This is a genomic window from Micromonospora sp. NPDC048842 (genome assembly GCF_040649935.1).
GTDB classification, from domain to species: Bacteria; Actinomycetota; Actinomycetes; order Mycobacteriales; family Micromonosporaceae; genus Micromonospora; species Micromonospora hortensis.
In genome coordinates this window covers 314516-331737 of sequence record NZ_JBEZGK010000004.1, presented here as the reverse complement: position 1 = coordinate 331737, position 17222 = coordinate 314516, and the positions used below count along the sequence as shown (strand labels likewise).

Sequence of the window (17222 nt, the reverse complement as noted above, 5' to 3'; positions counted from 1 at the left end):
GCCTAGTGTGAGGCGAGGGGCCCCTCCTAACCGCAATTAGGAGAGCGATATGCGCAGACGCCTGCGACCCGTCCTCGGTGCGGCCATGGCCGCACTCGCCGTCATCGCCTGCACCACCCCGGCCACCCCGGCCAGCGCCGCCGACGCCCCGTACGACGTGCTGGTCTTCTCCAAGACCGCTGGTTTCCGGCACGACGCGATCCCGGTCGGCATCCAGACCATCCGCGACCTGGGCGCGGGGAACAACTTCACAGTCACCGCGACCGAGGACGCCGCCGCGTTCACCACGAGCAACCTCAACCAGTACGAGGCTGTCGTCTTCCTCAACACCACCGGCGACGTGCTCAACGCCAGCCAGCAGACCGCCTTCGAGTCGTACATCGGCTCCGGCCGCGGATACGTGGGTGTGCACGCCGCAGCCGACACCGAGTACGACTGGCCGTTCTACGGCAACCTCGTGGGGGCGTGGTTCGCCTCGCACCCCGCGATCCAGCAGGCCAACATGAAGGTGGAGGACCGGGGCCACGCGGCCACCGCTCACCTGCCGCAGACCTGGACCCGCACCGACGAGTGGTACAACTACCGCACCAACGCCCGGTCGAGCGCCCACGTGCTGGCCACCCTCGACGAGTCGTCGTACTCCGGCGGCGGGATGGGCGCCGACCACCCGCTGAGCTGGTGCAAGAGCTACAGCGGCGGCCGGTCCTTCTACACCGGCGCGGGGCACACCCAGGCGTCGTACGCGGAGGCGGGTTTCCGGAACCACCTGCTCGGCGGAATCCGGTACGCCTCCGGCCGGAGCAAGGCCGACTGCCGGCCCGAGACCGGCTACACCCCGCTGTTCAACGGCTCGACGGCCGGTTGGTCACAGGCCGGCCCGGGCAGCTTCACCAACACCGACGCCACCCTGACCTCGGTCGGCGGCATGGGACTGTACTGGTACAACGCCAAGCAGTTCACCAACTACTCGCTGAAGATGGACTGGAAGCTGGCCGGTGACGACAACTCCGGCATCTTCATCGGGTTCCCACCGTCGAGTGACCCCTGGTCGGCGGTCGACAACGGGTACGAGATCCAGATCGACGCCACCGACGCGGCCGACCGCACCACCGGCGCGGTCTACACCTACAAGTCCGCCGACATCGCCGCCCGTGACGCGGCGCTGAACGCGGCGGGGGAGTGGAACACGTACGAGCTGCTGGTCGAGGGCGAGCGGCTGCAGATCTTCCTCAACGGGGTGAAGATCAACGACTTCACCAACACCAACCCGGTGCGCTCGCTGGCCGGTCACATCGGCATCCAGAACCACGGCACCGGTGACGACGCCTCCTTCCGCAACATCCGGATCAAGGAGCTGGGCACCACGCCGCCGCCCACCGGCACGATCCAGGCCGAGGCGTTCAGCTCGGCCAACGGTGTCTCCGCGTTCACCAAGGCGGGCGCCAACGGCGGGCAGACCGTCGGCTACATCGACCCGGGTGACTGGGCCGCGTACAACGGGGTCAACCTGGCCGGGGTCACCTCGTTCACGGCCCGGGTCGTCTCCGGCGGCGCGGGTGGCGCCATCCAGGTGCGTACCGGTTCGGCCACCGGCCCGGTGCTCGGCACTGTCGCGGTGCCCAACACCGGCAGTTGGACGACCTACGCCAACGTCTCCACGGCGCTGTCCAACGTCCCGTCCAGCACCCAGAACCTCTACCTCACCTTCACCGGTAGCGGCACGGGGCTCTTCGACCTGGACGACTTCACACTGGTGAAGGGCGGTGGGGGCGGCACCGGTGTCGGCCCGATCAAGGGTCTCGCCGGCAAGTGCCTGGACGTGCGCAACGCCGCCACCGCCGACGGCACCCAGATCCAGCTCTACACCTGCAACGGCAGCACGGCGCAGACCTGGACCGTGACGCCGAACTCGACGATCAAGGCGCTCGGCAAGTGCCTGGACGTCTCCGGAAGCGGCACCGCCGACGGCACCAAGATCCAGCTCTGGACCTGCAACGGCAGCGGCGCGCAGAACTGGGCTGCCGCCTCCGACGGCACCCTGCGCAACCCGTCGTCGGGCAAGTGCCTGGACGTCTCCGGCAACAACTCCGCCGACAGCACCGTCGTGCACCTCTGGACCTGCCTCAACGCGGCCAACCAGAAGTGGACCCTGCCCTGACCGACTGACCCCCTGACCCCCTGACAGCGGAGGGGCCGCGGCTCACGTCGTCGGCCCCTCCGGCCCAGCCGGCCTGACCGCCGACGTGCTCCCGGCTGACGTGCCCGGTCGACGTCCCCCGCCGAACGGTCGCATCCTCGAAGCGCGACGAGCGGTGTCTCCAACGAGCGTGATGCCTCTGAGTCATCTTGATGACTCAGAGGCATCACGCTCGCACCGCTTCGTCCGCCGGGTCGCCATCCCGCCGGGCGTCGCACGCGGGGTGTGCGGGGTTGTCGGGGAGGCCGGGCCTCGGTGTAGGGCTGGCCCCCGCGCCGCTGCCGGGGCACTCGGATGCAGGCGCATTGCGTGGACGCCGCCGACCGGCTCACAGCGGGCTGCCGTACCTTGACCTGCATGGGGTTGTTCGCGCAGTGGCGTGGGACGGTGCTGGCGCGAGGCCATCAGCTGCTCGGTGCGCTGGGCCGGGCCGACGAGCCCGACGACCCGTCCGAGCCGGCGCCCAGCCTGAACCGCCTCGACGCGCTGGTGGAGGGCTTCACCGCCGGTCAACCGGTGCGGTGGACGATGGCCGGGCAACCCCGACCGCTGCCCGGCCCTGTCGACGTGGTGGCGTACCGGATCATCGAGGAAGCGCTGACCAACGCCTGCCGACACGCGCCGGGCGCGCCGGTCGGGGTCCGCCTGCGCTACGACACCGCGGGCATCACCATCGAGGTCCGCGACGAGGGCGCCGGTCCCGCTCCGTCCGGCGGCGGCACCCAGGGCGCCGGACGGGGTCTGCTCGGGGTACGCAGACGCGCCGAGCGGCTCGGCGGCACGTTCTCCGCCGGCCCACGCGCCGGTGGCGGCTTCACCGTACGGGCTGTCCTGCCCGCGCCCGAGGAAATGATCGGATGATCGGCCGACCGCGGGGCTTCCCCGATGGGGCACTGCGGAAATAGGGTGGGGGTCGGCGACCGTGCTGGTGGCCGGTGACCCGGTGGGAGGCGCAACCCGCCGGGCTCAGGTGTGTTCCGCACCCACCGGTGACCGCTCGGGTGCCGCGCACGTCCGGTCACCCTCGCCCCGGTCCGCACAAGGAATCCCCATCACACTAGGGGAGAAGGACAATGGCGCGACCCATCACGCTCTTCACCGGCCAGTGGGCCGATCTTCCGTTCGAGGAGGTCTGCCGGCTCGCCTCCGAGTGGGGCTACGACGGTCTGGAGATCGCCTGCTGGGGCGACCACTTCGAGGTCGACAAGGCGCTCGCCGACGACTCGTACGTCGAGCGCAAGCGGGAGACCCTCGCGAAGCACAACCTTGAGGTCTTCACGATCTCCAACCACCTGGTTGGTCAGGCGGTCTGCGACCACCCGATCGACGAGCGGCACCAGGACATCCTGCCCGGCCGCATCTGGGGCGACGGGGAGCCCGAGGGGGTTCGTCAGCGGGCCGCCGAGGAGATCAAGGACACCGCGCGGGCGGCGGCGAAGCTCGGGGTGAAGACCGTCGTCGGCTTCACCGGTTCGTCGATCTGGCACACCCTCGCGATGTTCCCGCCGGTGCCGCCGTCGATGATCGAGCGCGGCTACCAGGACTTCGCCGACCGCTGGAACCCCATCCTCGACGTGTTCGACGAGGTGGGAGTCCGGTTCGCGCACGAGGTGCACCCCAGCGAGATCGCGTACGACTACTGGACGACGAAGCGGACGCTGGAGGCGATCGGCAACCGGCCCGCGTTCGGGCTGAACTGGGACCCGTCGCACTTCGTGTGGCAGGAGCTGGACCCGGTGAACTTCATCTTCGACTTCGCCGACCGGATCTACCACGTGGACTGCAAGGACGCGAAGGTGCGTACCGGCGATGGCCGGCGTGGCCGGCTTGCCTCGCACCTGCCCTGGGCCGACCTGCGGCGCGGTTGGGACTTCGTCTCCACCGGCCACGGCGACGTGCCCTGGGAGGACTGCTTCCGCGCGTTGAACGCGATCGGCTACACCGGCCCGATCTCGGTCGAGTGGGAAGACGCCGGAATGGACCGGCTGGTCGGCGCCCCTGAGGCGTTGCAGTTCGTCCGCCGGCTCGCCTTCGACGCACCGAGCGCCGCCTTCGACGCGGCGTTCAGCAGCAAGGACTGACCGCACGTCGGACAGACCACGGGCCGGTCGCCCTGCGGCGACCGGCCCGTCGACGTGCGATTGGTCAGAGCGTGCTGGCGTTCGTGCCCGAGCCGGACGGCTTGGTGCGGGGGTTCGTGGACGACGGCGACCCGGAGGTCGTGCCGACCGTGCTGGTGCCCGCCTTGGCGCCCACAGTGGCGGGCGTGCCGGCGAACGCGTCGTCGGCGGCGGTCAGCTCCTGCTTGCCGGTGCTGCCGTTGGTGGTGCCCAGCTTCTCGCCCAGTTTGGTCTGGCCGAGCTTGTCCTTGCCCTCGCTGTAGAGCTTGTTGGCCTGGGCCTGCGCGACCCCGGCCGCCTCCTGGACGGTCGGGTGGTCGAGCACCTTGCGGCCCCGGACCACTAGCTCTTCGTACTTTTCCCGGCCGGCACGGGCGCCCAGGACGAATCCCGCAGCCAGCCCGCCAAGAAACATGATCTTTCCGCGCATGGCGGCTCCTTCCGTACCTGACGCGCCGTCACCCCGGCGAGTTGCCCCGTCGGAAGGCGACCTGTTCGCGCCTGCGTCCTCTGTCCGCAGCTAACTACCCATCCTGCTCTCCGCTCAAGCATTGTTGTGCCGGGATGGCGATTTACCCCTATTGTCAATGCGGCGGCGGGGAGGCAACCCACTGGACCACCACCGGGGGATGTCCTGTACTCTTGTCCCGTCGCAAGGCGTCGGGGAGATCCGAAGTCGGGCGGAGCACGATCCCCTGTAGCTCAATTGGCAGAGCAGCCGGCTGTTAACCGGCAGGTTATTGGTTCGAGTCCAATCGGGGGAGCTTTTCCACGTACGCCCGTCAGCCACCGGCCGACGGGCGTTTTCGTGTGTGTGACCTGGTTTCACCCACCCTCGACCTGCTTGCCCGGCAGGATGGTCGATGTCGACTGAGGCTACCGCTGCGTCGATTGATGCGTCGATCCTTGGGGTGAGTGCGGATGTCCGGACGAGGCGGCAAGGCCACGCTGATCGCGGTGGCGGTCGTGCTGGCCTGGTTGGTGATCGGCGGCGTGTCCGGCCCGTACGCGGGGCGCCTCAGCGAGGTCGCCACCAACGACAACGCCGCCTTCCTGCCCACCGACGCCGAGGCGACCCGCGCCCAGGACCTCGCCGGCGAGTTCGTCGACCGGCAGACCATCCCGGCTCTGGTCGTCTACGAGCGGCCCTCCGGGATCACCGACGCGGACCGGCAACGGGTGAGCGCCGACGCCGCCCGGTTCGCCCAGATTCCCGGCGTGGTCACCCCACTGCCCCCGCCCATTCCGAGCGACGACGGCCAGGCACTCCAGGTCGTCGTACCGGTGGACGACGCCGAGGGCGAGGAGATCGGCACAGTCGTCGAGAAACTGCGCGACATCACCGGCGGTGACCGCGACGGCCTCACAGTGGACGTCTCCGGCCCGGCCGGCCTGCTCGCCGACCTGATCGAGGTCTTCTCCGCCATCGACGGACCACTGCTGCTGGTCACCCTGGTCGTGGTGCTGGTGATCCTGCTGATCGTCTACCGCAGCCCAGTCCTCTGGATCTTCCCGCTGCTCGCCGCCGGGATGTCGTACGCCCTCGCCTCGGTCTTCGTCTACCTGCTCGCCGACGCGGACGTGGTCAAGCTCAACGGGCAGGCCCAGGGCATCCTCACCGTGCTGGTCTTCGGCGCCGGCACCGACTACGCGCTGCTGCTGATCGCCCGCTACCGGGAGGAACTGCACCGGCACGACCGCCCGTGGGACGCCATGAAGACCGCCTGGAAGGGCGCCGCACCGGCCATCATCGCCTCCGGTGGCACCGTCATCGTCAGCCTGCTCTGCCTGCTGCTGTCCAGCCTCAACTCCAACCGGGCACTCGGGCCGGTCGCCGCCATCGGCATCGCCGCCACCCTGCTGGTGATGCTCACCTTCCTACCCGCGCTGCTGGTGCTCGGCGGGCGGTGGGCGTTCTGGCCCCGACGGCCCCGAGCCGATCAGGCCGACCCGCGGGCCGAACACGGCATCTGGAGCCGGGTCGCCGGCTTCGTGGCCCGGCACGCCCGGCCGATCTGGCTGAGCACCGCCGTCGTGCTGGCCCTGCTGACCCTCGGCCTCACCCAGCTCGGCGCCACCACGCTCGGCCAGTCCGACCTGTTCACCCAGCGCACCGACTCGGTCGACGGCCAGGAGGTGATCGCCCGGCACTACCCGGCCGGCACCGGCAGCCCGGCCACCATCTTCACCACCGAGCAGACCGCCCGACAGGTCGCCCAGGTGGCGAAGGACGTGCGCGGGATTGCCGACGTCCGTCCCCTTCCGGCCGGCCCGCAGACCGGTCCACCCGAGGAGAACGCCGCCCCGAAGGTCGTCGACGGACGGGTGCAACTGGAGGGGACCCTGGCCGACCCACCCGACAGCGACGGCGCCGAGCGGACCATCCGCGAGCTGCGGGTGGCCGTACACCAGGTGCCCGGCGCGGACGCTGTGGTCGGCGGCTTCACAGCGATCAACGTGGACACCTCGGACGCCGCGAAGCGCGACCAGAACGTCATCATCCCGGTGGTGCTGGTGGTCATCGCTGTCATCCTGGCCCTGCTGCTGCGCGCACTGCTCGCCCCGCTGCTGCTGATCGCCACGGTTCTGCTCAGCTTCGCGGCGACCCTCGGCCTGTGCGCGCTGCTGTTCCGCCACGTCTTCGACTTCCCCGGCGTCGACTCGTCGTTCCCGCTGTTCGCGTTCGTCTTCCTGGTCGCGCTCGGCATCGACTACAACATCTTCCTGATGAGCCGCGTCCGCGAGGAGTCGGTCAAGCGCGGCACCCGCGCCGGAGTGCTCGCCGGCCTCGCCGTCACCGGCGGGGTGATCACCTCCGCCGGCATCGTGCTCGCCGCGACGTTCTCCGCCCTCGCCGTCCTGCCACTGGTGGTGCTCGTCGAGTTGGGTACGGCTGTCGCGATCGGGGTACTGATCGACACCATCATCGTCCGGTCGTTGCTGGTGCCCGCACTCGCGTACGACATCGGGCCGAAGATCTGGTGGCCGGGCCGGTTGTCCCGGGCGAACGGTGAGCGGGAGGCGCGCGGTGCTGGCTGAAACCGATGTGGTCATCGTCGGCGGCGGCCTGGCCGGCCTCGCCGCCGCCCGCCGGTTGCACCGCGCCGGCGTGCCCTGGCGGCTGGTGGAGGCCGAAGGTCGGCTCGGCGGCCGGGTCGCCACCGACGTTGTCGACGGTCACCTCATCGACAGGGGCTTCCAGGTGCTCAACACCGCCTATCCCCGGCTCGGCACGCTGCTCGACACCGGCCAGCTCGACCTCGGCTACTTCACCTCCGGTGTGCTGGTCCGCAAGGGCGACAGGCTGCTGCGCCTGGTCAACCCGCTGCGCGAACCGACCGGCGGGCCCGGCACGGCGCTCGCCGGGGTCGGCTCCCTGCTCGACCGGCTGCGCTTCGCCGCGCTCGCCACCGGCTGCGCCACACTCCCCGCGTCCCGGCTCCTTGCCGCCCCGGAAACCAGCAGCGAGACGGCGCTGCGCCGCGCCGGCCTGTCCGACGCCATCATCGAGGAGCTGCTGCGACCGTTCCTGTCCGGTGTGTTCATCGACCGGGAACTCTCCACCTCCAGTCACGTGCTGGCGATGGTGCTGCGTTCCTTCGCCCGCGGCCGGATCGGCCTGCCCGCCGAAGGGATGGCCGCGCTGCCCCGGGCCATCGCCGCGCCGCTGCCGGCCGACCTCCTCGACCTGGACACCCCGGTCGCGGAGGTCGCCCCCGGCCGGGTCCGCACCCAGGCCGGCGACATCCGCTGCCGGGCCGTCGTGGTCGCCGTCGACCCGCCCGCCGCGGCCGCGCTGCTGCCGGCCCTGGCGACGGTACGCATGCACAGCTACACCACCTACTACCACAGCGCTCCCGAGCCGCCGCTCACCGAACCGATCCTGCTCGTCGACGGCGACCGACGCGAACTCGTCGCCAACACTGTGGTGCTCAGCAACGCCGCCGCGACGTACGCGCCCGCCGGACGGCACCTCATCGCCACCTCGGTGGTCGGCCCGACGGCCCCACCCGAGCCGACCATCCGGGCCGAGTTGACCCGGCTGTACGGCCGCTCCACCGCCGACTGGACCCACCTCACCACTGTGGCCGTCCCCGAGGCGCTACCCGCCGCGCCACCGCCGCAGGGACGGCTGCGCAAGCCGGTGGCGCTGGGGGAGGGCCTGTTCGTAGCCGGTGACCACCGGGACAGCCCATCGATCCAGGGCGCTCTCACCAGCGGCTGGCGCGCCGCCGACGCCGTGCTGGACGAGCTGCGCGCCGGCTGACACCCGCCGCACATGAGGGCACCGCCGTCGTAGTTGATCACCTATGATCGCCGCCATGCCCGCCCCCCTACCGGCCCCCACCTTCGACGCCGGTGCCGCGTACCCCGAGGTCGAGGACCTGCGCAAGGCGCTCGATGCCGCCGACTGGCCCGCCGTCCGCTCGCTGCTCGCCGACCGCGACCACGACGGCCGAACACTGCTCGTCCGGGAAGCCGGTGACCACGTCGACGCTGACGCGTTCCTGCGCCGCGTGTACGACGAGGATCCGACCGATCAGCTCGCGGGCGCCCTGCTCGGCACCCACCTCGTCTGCGCGGGATGGCGGATCCGCAGCGGGGCCCGGGCTCAGTACGTGAGCAGGTCGCAGTTCGGCGGCTTCCACGAGCACCTGCGTCGCGCCGAGCAGGTGCTCATCGACGTCACCGCCCGATACCCCGACGACGCGGCCGCGTGGACCGAACGTATCAACGTCGCCCGGGGCCTGCAGCTGGGCCAGAACGAGGCGCGCCGCCGCTACGACCGGCTCGCCCACCACCATCCCCACCATTTGCCCGCACAGGCGAGCCTGCTTCAGCAGCTGTGCCCGAAGTGGAGCGGTGACTGGGACCGAGCCTTCGCGTTCGCCCGAGAGTGCGCCGAGGCCGCACCTGACGGCGCGCCCAACGCCGTGCTGATCGCCGGGGCGCACCTGGAACGCTGGCTCGACGCCGACAGCGACCAGGAGTGGGCGGACTACCTGCGCAGCACGCCGGTTGCCGACGACGTCCTGCGGGCCGCGCAGCGTTCCGTGCTGCACCCGGACTACGTCGACAGGCCCGGCTGGGTCGGGGTCCGTTCGCTGTTCGCACTGATGTTCAGCCTCACCGGGCAGTGGTCAGCCGCCGCGAGCCAGTTCACCGTCCTCGGCAACCGTGGCACCACCTACCCCTGGGCCTACGTGGACTACGCCGAAGGATTCACCAAGTACCGCTCGGCGGCGTACGCGAAGGGTGACAAGTCATGATCCAGCACTTGGACGTGGACGGGGTGCCCACGCTGCTCGCCCCCACCGGCGGGCCGATGCACGCCGGTTTGACCTTCCGGGTCGGCACCGCCGACGAGACGCTCGCCCGAGCCGGCATCACCCATCTCATCGAGCACCTCGCGCTCGCACCGCTCGGTCTCACCGATTACCACGTCAACGGCGCGACCGCCCCCGTGTTCACCACGTTCCACACCCAGGGCTCCGAGACGGACATCGCGGCGTTCCTCACCGCCGTCTGCGGGAACCTCTCCGATCTGCCGGTCGCGCGGCTGGCAGTCGAGAAGGAGATCCTGCGCACCGAGTGGAGCAGCCGAGGTGCCGCCGCCGTCGACGAGATCCCGCTGTGGCGCCACGGAGCCCGCGACTTCGGTCTGAGCAGCTACCCCGAGTGGGGGCTGAGCGCGCTTACCGCCGACGACCTGCGCGAATGGGCCGCTCGATGGTTCACCCGGGAGAACGCGGTGCTCTGGATCGCCGGTGACCGCGTGCCCGCCGGGCTGCGGCTAGCCCTGCCCAGCGGGGTCCGGCAGCCGGTGCCTGTGGCATCGTCGGCGCTGCCGCAGACCCCTGCGTACTTCGTCAACGGCGCCCGCGGCGTCGTGCTCGATTCGGTGGTACGTCGCAGCACCGCCGCCAGCACCTTCGCCGGTGTCCTGGAGCGCGAGCTGTACCGGTCGCTCCGTCAGGAAGCCGGCCTGTCCTACACCACTACCACCGCGTACGAGCCGCGCGGCGACGGGTACGCCACCCTGCGGGCGCTCGCCGACGCGCTGGCGGAGAAGCAGGACGCCGTGCTGGGTGGCTTCATCGACGTACTGGCCAAGATGCGGGTCGGGCGGATCGAGCAGGCCGACCTCGATGCGACAGTCGCCAAACGGGAGGACGTCCTCGCCACCGCGGAGGTGGACGCCGCGCGGTTGCCGTCGTACGCCCTCAACCTGCTGACGGGGCAGCCGAACCTCAGCATCGACGAGCACCGGGCCGAACTGAAGGCCGTCAGCCTCACCGACCTGCACGACGTGGCCGGAGAAATGACGGCGTCGGCGCTGCTGTTGGTGCCGGGCGGGCACACCGCCGACTGGGCCGGCTTCGTCGCCGCACCCACCCACTCCGCCGACACCGTGGAGGGCGCGACGTACCGGGCGAAGGAGGGTGCCGGCGGGCTCCGCGTCGGCGCCGACGGGGTGAGCTACCTGCGGTCGGAGGGGCCGCTGACCGTCCGCTACGACGACTGCTCTGTCATGCTCGCCTGGCCCGACGGCGCGCGACAGTTGGTCGGCGCGGACGCCATCGTGCTGCACATCGAGCCGACAATGCTCGATTTGCCCGCACTGACGATCCCGGCCATCGACGCCGGGGTGCCGTCCGACCGGCACGTCGCCATGCCGGCCCGTACCCCCGACCAGATCCCGCAGCCCCGGCCCATCGTCCGAGAAGTCAAGTTCCCCGGACGTTCCTGGTGGGAGGTCCCGGTCATGGTGCTCAGCGGACTCGGCACCCTGCTGATGGGCGGCCTCTGCCTGATGCTGACCATCGGCACCCTCGCCGACGACACCGAGCCGGACGAGGCATTGTGGTGGGGCGTCATCGCTGTCGGGTGGGTGCTCACTGTTATCCTCGCGTTGCCCATCGTGCTGCTGAGACGACGACGGCAGTGATGAGGTGGAGCCTGATCGCCCCTGGCCCGTGATCCACCGGGCAGGATACGATCCGGCGCGGCATCGGGGGCGGTAGCTCAGCCGGTTAGAGCAGGGGACTCATAATCCCTCGGTCGCGGGTTCGAGCCCCGCCCGCCCCACCAGCCGTTTTCCCTGGTCAGCGGCGCTGTCGACGACCCGGACGCACCGCATCGAGGTCCGGACCGACACCCGCAGTCCGATCTCGTGCGATCTTGGTCGCGCGGCGCTCATCCCGCTGGCGCACTGAGCCCGCAGCCGCACGGCCCGCCGCCCCGCCTCACGGAGCTGGCCGAGGTCGCCGCCTGTCCGCTCGATCGCGTCAGTGGTCACGAGGTCGTCGGGGCGCGGCCCCGACGGGCTGCTCCCGGAAGCACGCCGGGCGGGATGATGCCGAACCAGGCTCCGACGGCGGCCATCGAGGCGACGACGTACGCCGCCCACCACCCGAGCAGCGCCCACGTACCCTGGAAGACGGCGCCGGGCAGGCAGGGCAGGACGGGCAGGAGAAAGAGGTAGACCAGACGGCCGTGCGAGAGGCTGTTCTCCTTCGGCAGCCTCCGGGCCTTGCGGAACGGAATGAGTCTGACTCCGTAGGGACGACGGCGAAGCGTGAAACTCGCCGGCCAGAGCCGCCCGTACCCGGCCACGTCGACTACGCTGACGCCGGACCCGTGCCGGACCGTGGCCTGACGCGGCCTGGTCAGCTCGCGCAACCACGGTTCCCAGACGACGCGTTGGTGCAGGACACGGCCGTCCCGGCCGTTCACCGTCAGCCACACGGCGTATCCCTTGGGACTGGCGTCGATCCCGCCGGCGGCGCTCACGGCGCCCGCCGCAGCGGTGACCCGCCCCGCACTTCCCGGCTGCGGCGACTGCGCCAGATGCGCGGTCACCATGACGCGCTTCGCGGGAGCACGAGCGGCACCCCACCACTGCAAAAGGCGGACGAGCCAGGACAGCACCAGAAGGGCTCCCGAAGCCAGCGCCACGAGGATGACGACCTCTCCGTGCTCGACCCGCGGGTCGGTACCCAGCCTGTACCCCAGCGCGATGAGGGCGGCCAACGCGACGACGCTGCCGATCACGACCATCGGCGCGCGAGCACGCCGATTCGCCAAGGCCGCCGTACTTCCGCTGCTGGCCACCGCGTCGTCCTTCCCGTCCGGCCCTCCGGACGTCGCCCCGACGCTAGCAACGCCGAGCAAGGCTGACATTGCGCGTCCGTTCCAGATTTCACGTCGTACGGCGGTCGCAGGCTGCGGTGCGGTGCGGTGCCGTGCACATCCGCGGTTCCTAGCGAGGGCCATCGAGATCTCGCAAGTCTTGACGGAACCCGCTGTCGTCCAACAAGAGATGCGCGACAGATCTCCGCCAGTTGAAGTGCGACAGGCTCCACCGAACTAGAGCAGCAGGCCCTCGGGCGTGGACGCACGAATCTGTCAATGATCGGATGCCTGGCCACTACAACGAACACTGGCTTGGAACCGTGGCCGGACTACCCTCATTGGCGTGCCCATTGATGATCTTCCGTTGCCTCCCGCGTTCGAGGCGGTCACGGCCTGGGCCGGTCCTGGGCGGGTGGTGCGTGCTAGCGAGCTGGACGTGGCGACGTGGCGGCTTCCCGAGCCGCAGAAGGCCGCGCTGGTCTCCTCTGGCGTACCGCTGATCGATGACCTCGTGAGTGCGGTGTCGTTCCACGCAGAGCCGACGATGTACCGGTTGGCGAACGCCGATGACCTGGACTGGGTGTACGGTGCCGCGCCGGGGACCGGTGAGGTGCAGATCTGGTCGTCGGACGGCGGCACCGGGTTCGTCAACTCAACGATCACCCACTGGCTGTGTTCGCTGCACCTGGTTGGTAGCTGGCTGACCGGCTCGACCGTCATCGACCGCTGGGACGAAGACGGACAGGCCGAAGAAGAAGCACTCGCGGAGCTCGCCGACCTGTTGGAGCGGATCAAGGCCCTTGACCCGCCCGCGTTCGGGGACGGCGACCATACGACCCACTTCTGGCCCGGAGTGCTCGACCGGTGGCTCTACTGATCGACGCAGGCATCCTCTTCTGGCCGGACACCGATCCTGGCCACCACATGCTTGACAGTTGATCTAGCCTGGCTGCGCCAGATAATCGAGGTAGCGAAGCTGTGGCGAGGGAACTCATGGTCGACGTTGTAGACGAGGCTCCGGGCTGGGCCGCAATCGAGGCGGCAGTGGCAACCAGGGTTGGTGATCAGAATCCACTGCACTGGGGGACGAACAACCTCCCGGGGCAGGGCCTCTACGGCTTGAGCGCGTACCGATCCACCGGCCACTGGTTGCTGGTTACGTTCGGGATGACCGAGCTGTTCTCCAAGAACAGCGATGAGCCGGACGTCAGCGGCTGGGGATACGAGCTGACGATGCGCGTACCCATGGACGCCGACCAACCTCCCGCGTGGTCCATGCGCCTGCTTGAACGACTGGTCGACTACGTGCTCACCAGCGGTAGACCCTTCACCGAGGGCCATCGCATGGACCCGGGCGGCCCGATCACGGGCCAGGCGACCACCCGGCTCCGCGCACTAGCCTTCGCTGCCGACCCTGAACTGCCGCCCATCGACTCCCCGCATGGCTCAGCGCGGTTCCTGACCGTCGTCGGGATCACCGTCGACGAACTGGACCGCATGAAGGCCACCACGACGGCCGAGATACTGAGCGAGCTGGCCGAGCGCTCGCCCCTGCTCGTCACCGACCCGACTCGCTAGCCCTCACCCGCTTTGCCACCACCCTGCAGGGCGCCCCAGCGCTTCCCAGCGTGCTGTCGCTTATTACGCGGGACTTGGTTCTCTGAGCTGATGCAGTAGCCGGGAGTGCTCGTTCCAGGTGTATGCGTCGCCGGGGTCGGTGGCGGTGTTTGCCAGGACGGTGACCCGTGCGCAGGCGATGAACCCCGGTTCAGTGTCCGCGGTGGGCAGAGTGAGGCAGAGGTACCGGGCCTGGTGGCGTTCGGGTATCCGGGCGAAGGCAAGGATGTTGGCGCGGGTGTCATGTTCTGCGGATTGGAGAATCAACGGGTGGTAGGACGGGCAGAGCTTCACGGCGCGGACGTCTTCGAATAGGACGTTGAGGTGCTCGTCGTGGCTGCTGTCGGCGTGAGCGTGCAGCAGCAGTGTCGAGTGGCTGATGCCGTAGCGCCAAGGGCGGAACCGGCGGCGCAGCGTGAGAGGTTCCATCGCCCGATCATGACCACGGTGGCACGCATCGACCACCCGGTCCAGAGGGGCCGGCGGGCCATCCACGGGCCAGTAACCGTGACGCCCAGCGGTCATGAGGGGCCCAAGCGGCACTTGGCTCTGCTGCCGGCCGTGCATCACCGCCAGCGGCGCAGCCCGCCGTAGGCCAGCACGCGGATGATCAGCCATTCGGCGACGCGCGATTGTCAGGTTGGTCAGAACCAGTCGAACATCCGCACTGGTAGGAGTACGAGAACGACGGTCGCAGCGACGGCCAGCAGAACGCGCACCGTGCGAAGACCTCGCCACCACGGGATGACCCAGAGCAGCAACCACATGGTGCCTGAGATGACCACATGTACGCCGACCACACCGAGGCTGGTCTCCTCGCACATGTTTTCAGCGATGGCCTTCTTGCACAGCGCTGGCGGGCCGTTGTGGTCACCGAGGCTTCCCAACACCCCGACGAAGCAGGCCAACACGGGGGCCGCCACCAGGGTGAACAGCGGCGTCACCAACCACCCGGCGAGATCACGGTGCCGGTCCACTAGCCGTTCCACTGGCAGAACGCTACAACCCGATATCGACAGTTCTCAAGCTGTCGCTTCAAGCCCTCGCGCCAATGGAACGGTCCGCGTCCAGTCCGTGAGAGGTTCACGGACGGTGGGGAACGGTGAGAGGTGCAGGAAGGGTTTTCCGCCGCTAGACCACCGTGGGCCGGGCTTGCGGCGGTCGATGAGGAAGTCGGCGATCGGATTGCGTAGCCCGCGCTAGTGCTGGGTCAATCCGATTGTGTCGGCCATGCGGGTCAGCGGCGGGCGACGTCGTCAGCGTCGCCAGCGGTGGCGCAGGGACCGAACAGCACCTCCATGCACTGGGAGGCGCCGCCGAGGCTGAGTCGGGTGCGGGCGCGTCGAGGACGAGCAACACCAGGGCAACAAGGTGTCCGCAGACGACAAGCGGCGGGCGGAGGTGCGGCAGGAACCGTGCGACCATCGGAAGGCCCTACGTGATGTGACCGACTTCGATGGGGGTGCGAATCCGGCCCAGGCCGGCGAGCGGTGACGTGGTGGAGGGGCAGGACATGTTTCGAGGCACCCGCGCCGAGCTGCTCGGGCGCTTGGCCGAGGCGGTTGACTCCGTCACCGTCACCGTCACCCACCCGACGCGGGTTGCCGTCGACGGGCCGCCCGCCGCCGGCAAGACCACCCTCGCTGACGAGTTGGCCGCCGTCCTGCGTGACCAGGGCCGCCACGTCATCCGCGCCACGATCGACGATTTCCTCTTTCCCCGGGCTCAGCGCTATCAGCGCGGCGAGTACTCGGCCGAAGGCTGCTACTACGACACTCACGACTACGACGCGCTGAACAGGGTTCTGCTCGGTCCGCTCGGCCCGGACGGAGACCGACGCTTCCAACCCACTGTCTACGACCGAACTACGGATGCCGTGCTGTCCCCGCCGGTCGCAGCCGCCCCCACCGACGCCGTGCTCGTCTTCGACGGCGTCTTTCTCCTGCGCCCGGAACTGGTTGACCGGTGGGACCTGCGCATCTTCGTGTCGACGGCACTGGAGAAGACAGTGGACCGTGCCGTGATCCGAGAGGGCCGGGTGTCAACTCGGGCACACATCGAGCGACGCTGGCGCGAGCGCTACATCCCCTCGCAGCAGCTCTACTTCGCGACGGCGCGCCCGACACGGCACGCCGACGTCGTCGTGCACAACGACGAGCCCCAGCGGCCGGTCTGGGAGGCTGCCCGGCGAGGAGGTCCGCTTCCCGACGTCCTCACGGCCGGTGAGTGACAGCGCTTACGGGTGGTCCACATACTCGCCGAACGGCTCGATGGACCCGTCCCAACCATTCCAACCCTGCTGGGTGATCTGCCCGTTCGCGTAGGTGTACGACCAGCGGGCGCCGTCCTCGCCCTCGATCTGGACGGTTCCCGAGCGAACGAACGGCGCGATCGCGACGTAGAAGGCCGTTGTCTGGTTCGACCACTTGGGGTCGCCCTCGTCGTCGTGCCCGAACTCGATCCAGTCACCGTCGCGGACGATTGTGGCCCTGGCCGGATCCCCCAGGTCGACCAGCGTGCCATCCGACGGAAACTCACCCGGCCTGTACCAGCCGCCTCGTCCTGCCAGGGCGGCGTGGACAGCGGCGACCGCAGCGGCGTCCTCCGACTCGGGGAGGTTCAGACGGCCTGAGGGCATCACCGTGTATCCCACGGCACGCACCCTACAGCGGTCGATGTCCACCACGCCCCAGTCAGGATCTGGTAGGGCGGCTGTCGCATAGGCGGAACTGGCCAGGGAGGTCGCAGCAGCCTTCGGCGTGGAGGTCGAGGGTGGGGGCGTTGAGGGTGGACGGCGTGAAGTAGGACGGGTCGAGGTGGTAGGTCAGTCTGGTGCCGGTGCCACCTGGCGCGTCGAAATCGTGGACTGGACCGGCGGGGCGTAGGCCGGCGAGGTCCTGATGCCGGGCGTGGCCTGCCTGCCAGGTCTCGATCGTGGTGTGGGTGCTCACGGCCGCGGCTGCGGCGTGGACCCAGCGGTAGGAGGTCAGGAGGGATCCGGGTGGAGCGACGCTATGACGACGGCGGTCAGGACGCTGGTCGCCAGGTGCGCATCGGCCCCGAAGTACATGCCTGGCCGACGGCGGACCGACTCGTCGAAGTCCAGGACCGTGATGTTCGCTGCGGTGTACTCACTCACGGGTTAACGGTGC

The 17222-nt window shown here is 69.7% G+C and carries 17 protein-coding genes and 2 tRNA genes; 12 read left to right on the top strand and 7 right to left on the bottom strand.

What is annotated here, in order from left to right:
• Positions 1-49 precede the first annotated feature (49 nt).
• From AB0C19_RS08675 to AB0C19_RS08665, 3 genes are all read left to right on the top strand, one after another.
• The gene (locus tag AB0C19_RS08675) at positions 50-2158 is read left to right on the top strand and encodes a ThuA domain-containing protein (protein WP_357181487.1); all 2109 of its coding nucleotides are present in this window, start codon (positions 50-52) and stop codon (positions 2156-2158) included.
• Between the two features lie 396 nt (positions 2159-2554).
• Positions 2555-3058, top strand: coding sequence for an ATP-binding protein (locus tag AB0C19_RS08670; RefSeq protein ID WP_357181485.1), 504 nt, complete (start codon positions 2555-2557; stop codon positions 3056-3058).
• 212 nt (positions 3059-3270) lie between these two features.
• Entirely contained in the window at positions 3271-4278 is a 1008-nt protein-coding gene (locus tag AB0C19_RS08665) for a sugar phosphate isomerase/epimerase family protein (RefSeq protein ID WP_030488695.1), read from the top strand.
• A 64-nt stretch (positions 4279-4342) separates the two neighbouring features.
• Here the strand turns inward: AB0C19_RS08665 and AB0C19_RS08660 are convergent, their stop codons facing one another.
• The gene (locus tag AB0C19_RS08660; protein WP_357181482.1) at positions 4343-4747 is read right to left on the bottom strand and encodes a hypothetical protein; all 405 of its coding nucleotides are present in this window, start codon (positions 4745-4747) and stop codon (positions 4343-4345) included.
• A gap of 261 nt (positions 4748-5008) precedes the next feature.
• Here AB0C19_RS08660 and AB0C19_RS08655 point away from each other — a divergent pair.
• From AB0C19_RS08655 to AB0C19_RS08630, 6 genes are all read left to right on the top strand, one after another.
• Positions 5009-5081 (top strand) — tRNA-Asn (locus AB0C19_RS08655).
• A 157-nt stretch (positions 5082-5238) separates the two neighbouring features.
• Positions 5239-7356: an MMPL family transporter gene (locus AB0C19_RS08650; protein ID WP_357181479.1), complete on the top strand. Its 2118-nt coding sequence runs from the start codon at positions 5239-5241 to the stop codon at positions 7354-7356.
• Positions 7346-8584: an FAD-dependent oxidoreductase gene (locus AB0C19_RS08645; protein WP_357181476.1), complete on the top strand. Its 1239-nt coding sequence runs from the start codon at positions 7346-7348 to the stop codon at positions 8582-8584. The genes AB0C19_RS08650 and AB0C19_RS08645 overlap by 11 nt, the downstream gene beginning before the upstream one ends.
• A gap of 55 nt (positions 8585-8639) precedes the next feature.
• Positions 8640-9587 carry a hypothetical protein gene (locus AB0C19_RS08640; protein WP_357181473.1) on the top strand — a complete coding sequence of 316 codons (948 nt, stop codon included), beginning with the start codon at positions 8640-8642 and terminating at the stop codon, positions 9585-9587.
• A complete protein-coding gene (locus AB0C19_RS08635) occupies positions 9584-11266 on the top strand; it encodes an insulinase family protein (protein WP_357181470.1) in 1683 nt (560 codons plus the stop codon). Before AB0C19_RS08640 ends, AB0C19_RS08635 begins: the two co-directional genes overlap by 4 nt.
• Positions 11267-11332: 66 nt before the next feature.
• A tRNA-Ile gene (locus tag AB0C19_RS08630) sits at positions 11333-11409 on the top strand.
• 204 nt (positions 11410-11613) lie between these two features.
• On the opposite strand, the gene AB0C19_RS08625 is transcribed toward AB0C19_RS08630, so the two are convergent.
• The gene (locus tag AB0C19_RS08625) at positions 11614-12501 is read right to left on the bottom strand and encodes a hypothetical protein (protein WP_357181468.1); all 888 of its coding nucleotides are present in this window, start codon (positions 12499-12501) and stop codon (positions 11614-11616) included.
• Positions 12502-12796: 295 nt separating this feature from the next.
• Here AB0C19_RS08625 and AB0C19_RS08620 point away from each other — a divergent pair, with 295 nt between their 5' ends.
• Entirely contained in the window at positions 12797-13330 is a 534-nt protein-coding gene (locus tag AB0C19_RS08620) for an SUKH-4 family immunity protein (protein ID WP_357181465.1), read from the top strand.
• Positions 13331-13446: 116 nt separating this feature from the next.
• The gene (locus tag AB0C19_RS08615) at positions 13447-14031 is read left to right on the top strand and encodes a suppressor of fused domain protein (protein WP_357181463.1); all 585 of its coding nucleotides are present in this window, start codon (positions 13447-13449) and stop codon (positions 14029-14031) included.
• A gap of 63 nt (positions 14032-14094) precedes the next feature.
• On the opposite strand, the gene AB0C19_RS08610 is transcribed toward AB0C19_RS08615, so the two are convergent.
• Positions 14095-14499 (bottom strand): hypothetical protein, encoded by a 405-nt coding sequence (locus AB0C19_RS08610; protein WP_357181461.1) that lies wholly within the window; start codon positions 14497-14499, stop codon positions 14095-14097.
• Between the two features lie 215 nt (positions 14500-14714).
• Positions 14715-15059 carry a hypothetical protein gene (locus tag AB0C19_RS08605; protein WP_357181458.1) on the bottom strand — a complete coding sequence of 115 codons (345 nt, stop codon included), beginning with the start codon at positions 15057-15059 and terminating at the stop codon, positions 14715-14717.
• Positions 15060-15583: 524 nt separating this feature from the next.
• On the opposite strand from AB0C19_RS08605, the gene AB0C19_RS08600 reads away from it, so the two are divergent.
• Complete coding sequence (locus tag AB0C19_RS08600; protein WP_357181455.1) at positions 15584-16300, top strand: uridylate kinase; 717 nt, start codon at positions 15584-15586, stop codon at positions 16298-16300.
• Between the two features lie 6 nt (positions 16301-16306).
• Here the strand turns inward: AB0C19_RS08600 and AB0C19_RS08595 are convergent, their stop codons facing one another.
• From AB0C19_RS08595 to AB0C19_RS08585, 3 genes are read right to left on the bottom strand one after another with little or no spacing between them, the layout of a single operon-like run.
• Entirely contained in the window at positions 16307-16723 is a 417-nt protein-coding gene (locus tag AB0C19_RS08595) for a hypothetical protein (RefSeq protein WP_357181452.1), read from the bottom strand.
• Positions 16724-16763: 40 nt separating this feature from the next.
• Positions 16764-17021 (bottom strand): hypothetical protein, encoded by a 258-nt coding sequence (locus AB0C19_RS08590; RefSeq protein ID WP_357181450.1) that lies wholly within the window; start codon positions 17019-17021, stop codon positions 16764-16766.
• Positions 17022-17056: 35 nt separating this feature from the next.
• Positions 17057-17209, bottom strand: coding sequence for a hypothetical protein (locus AB0C19_RS08585; protein ID WP_357181447.1), 153 nt, complete (start codon positions 17207-17209; stop codon positions 17057-17059).
• Positions 17210-17222 lie beyond the last annotated feature (13 nt).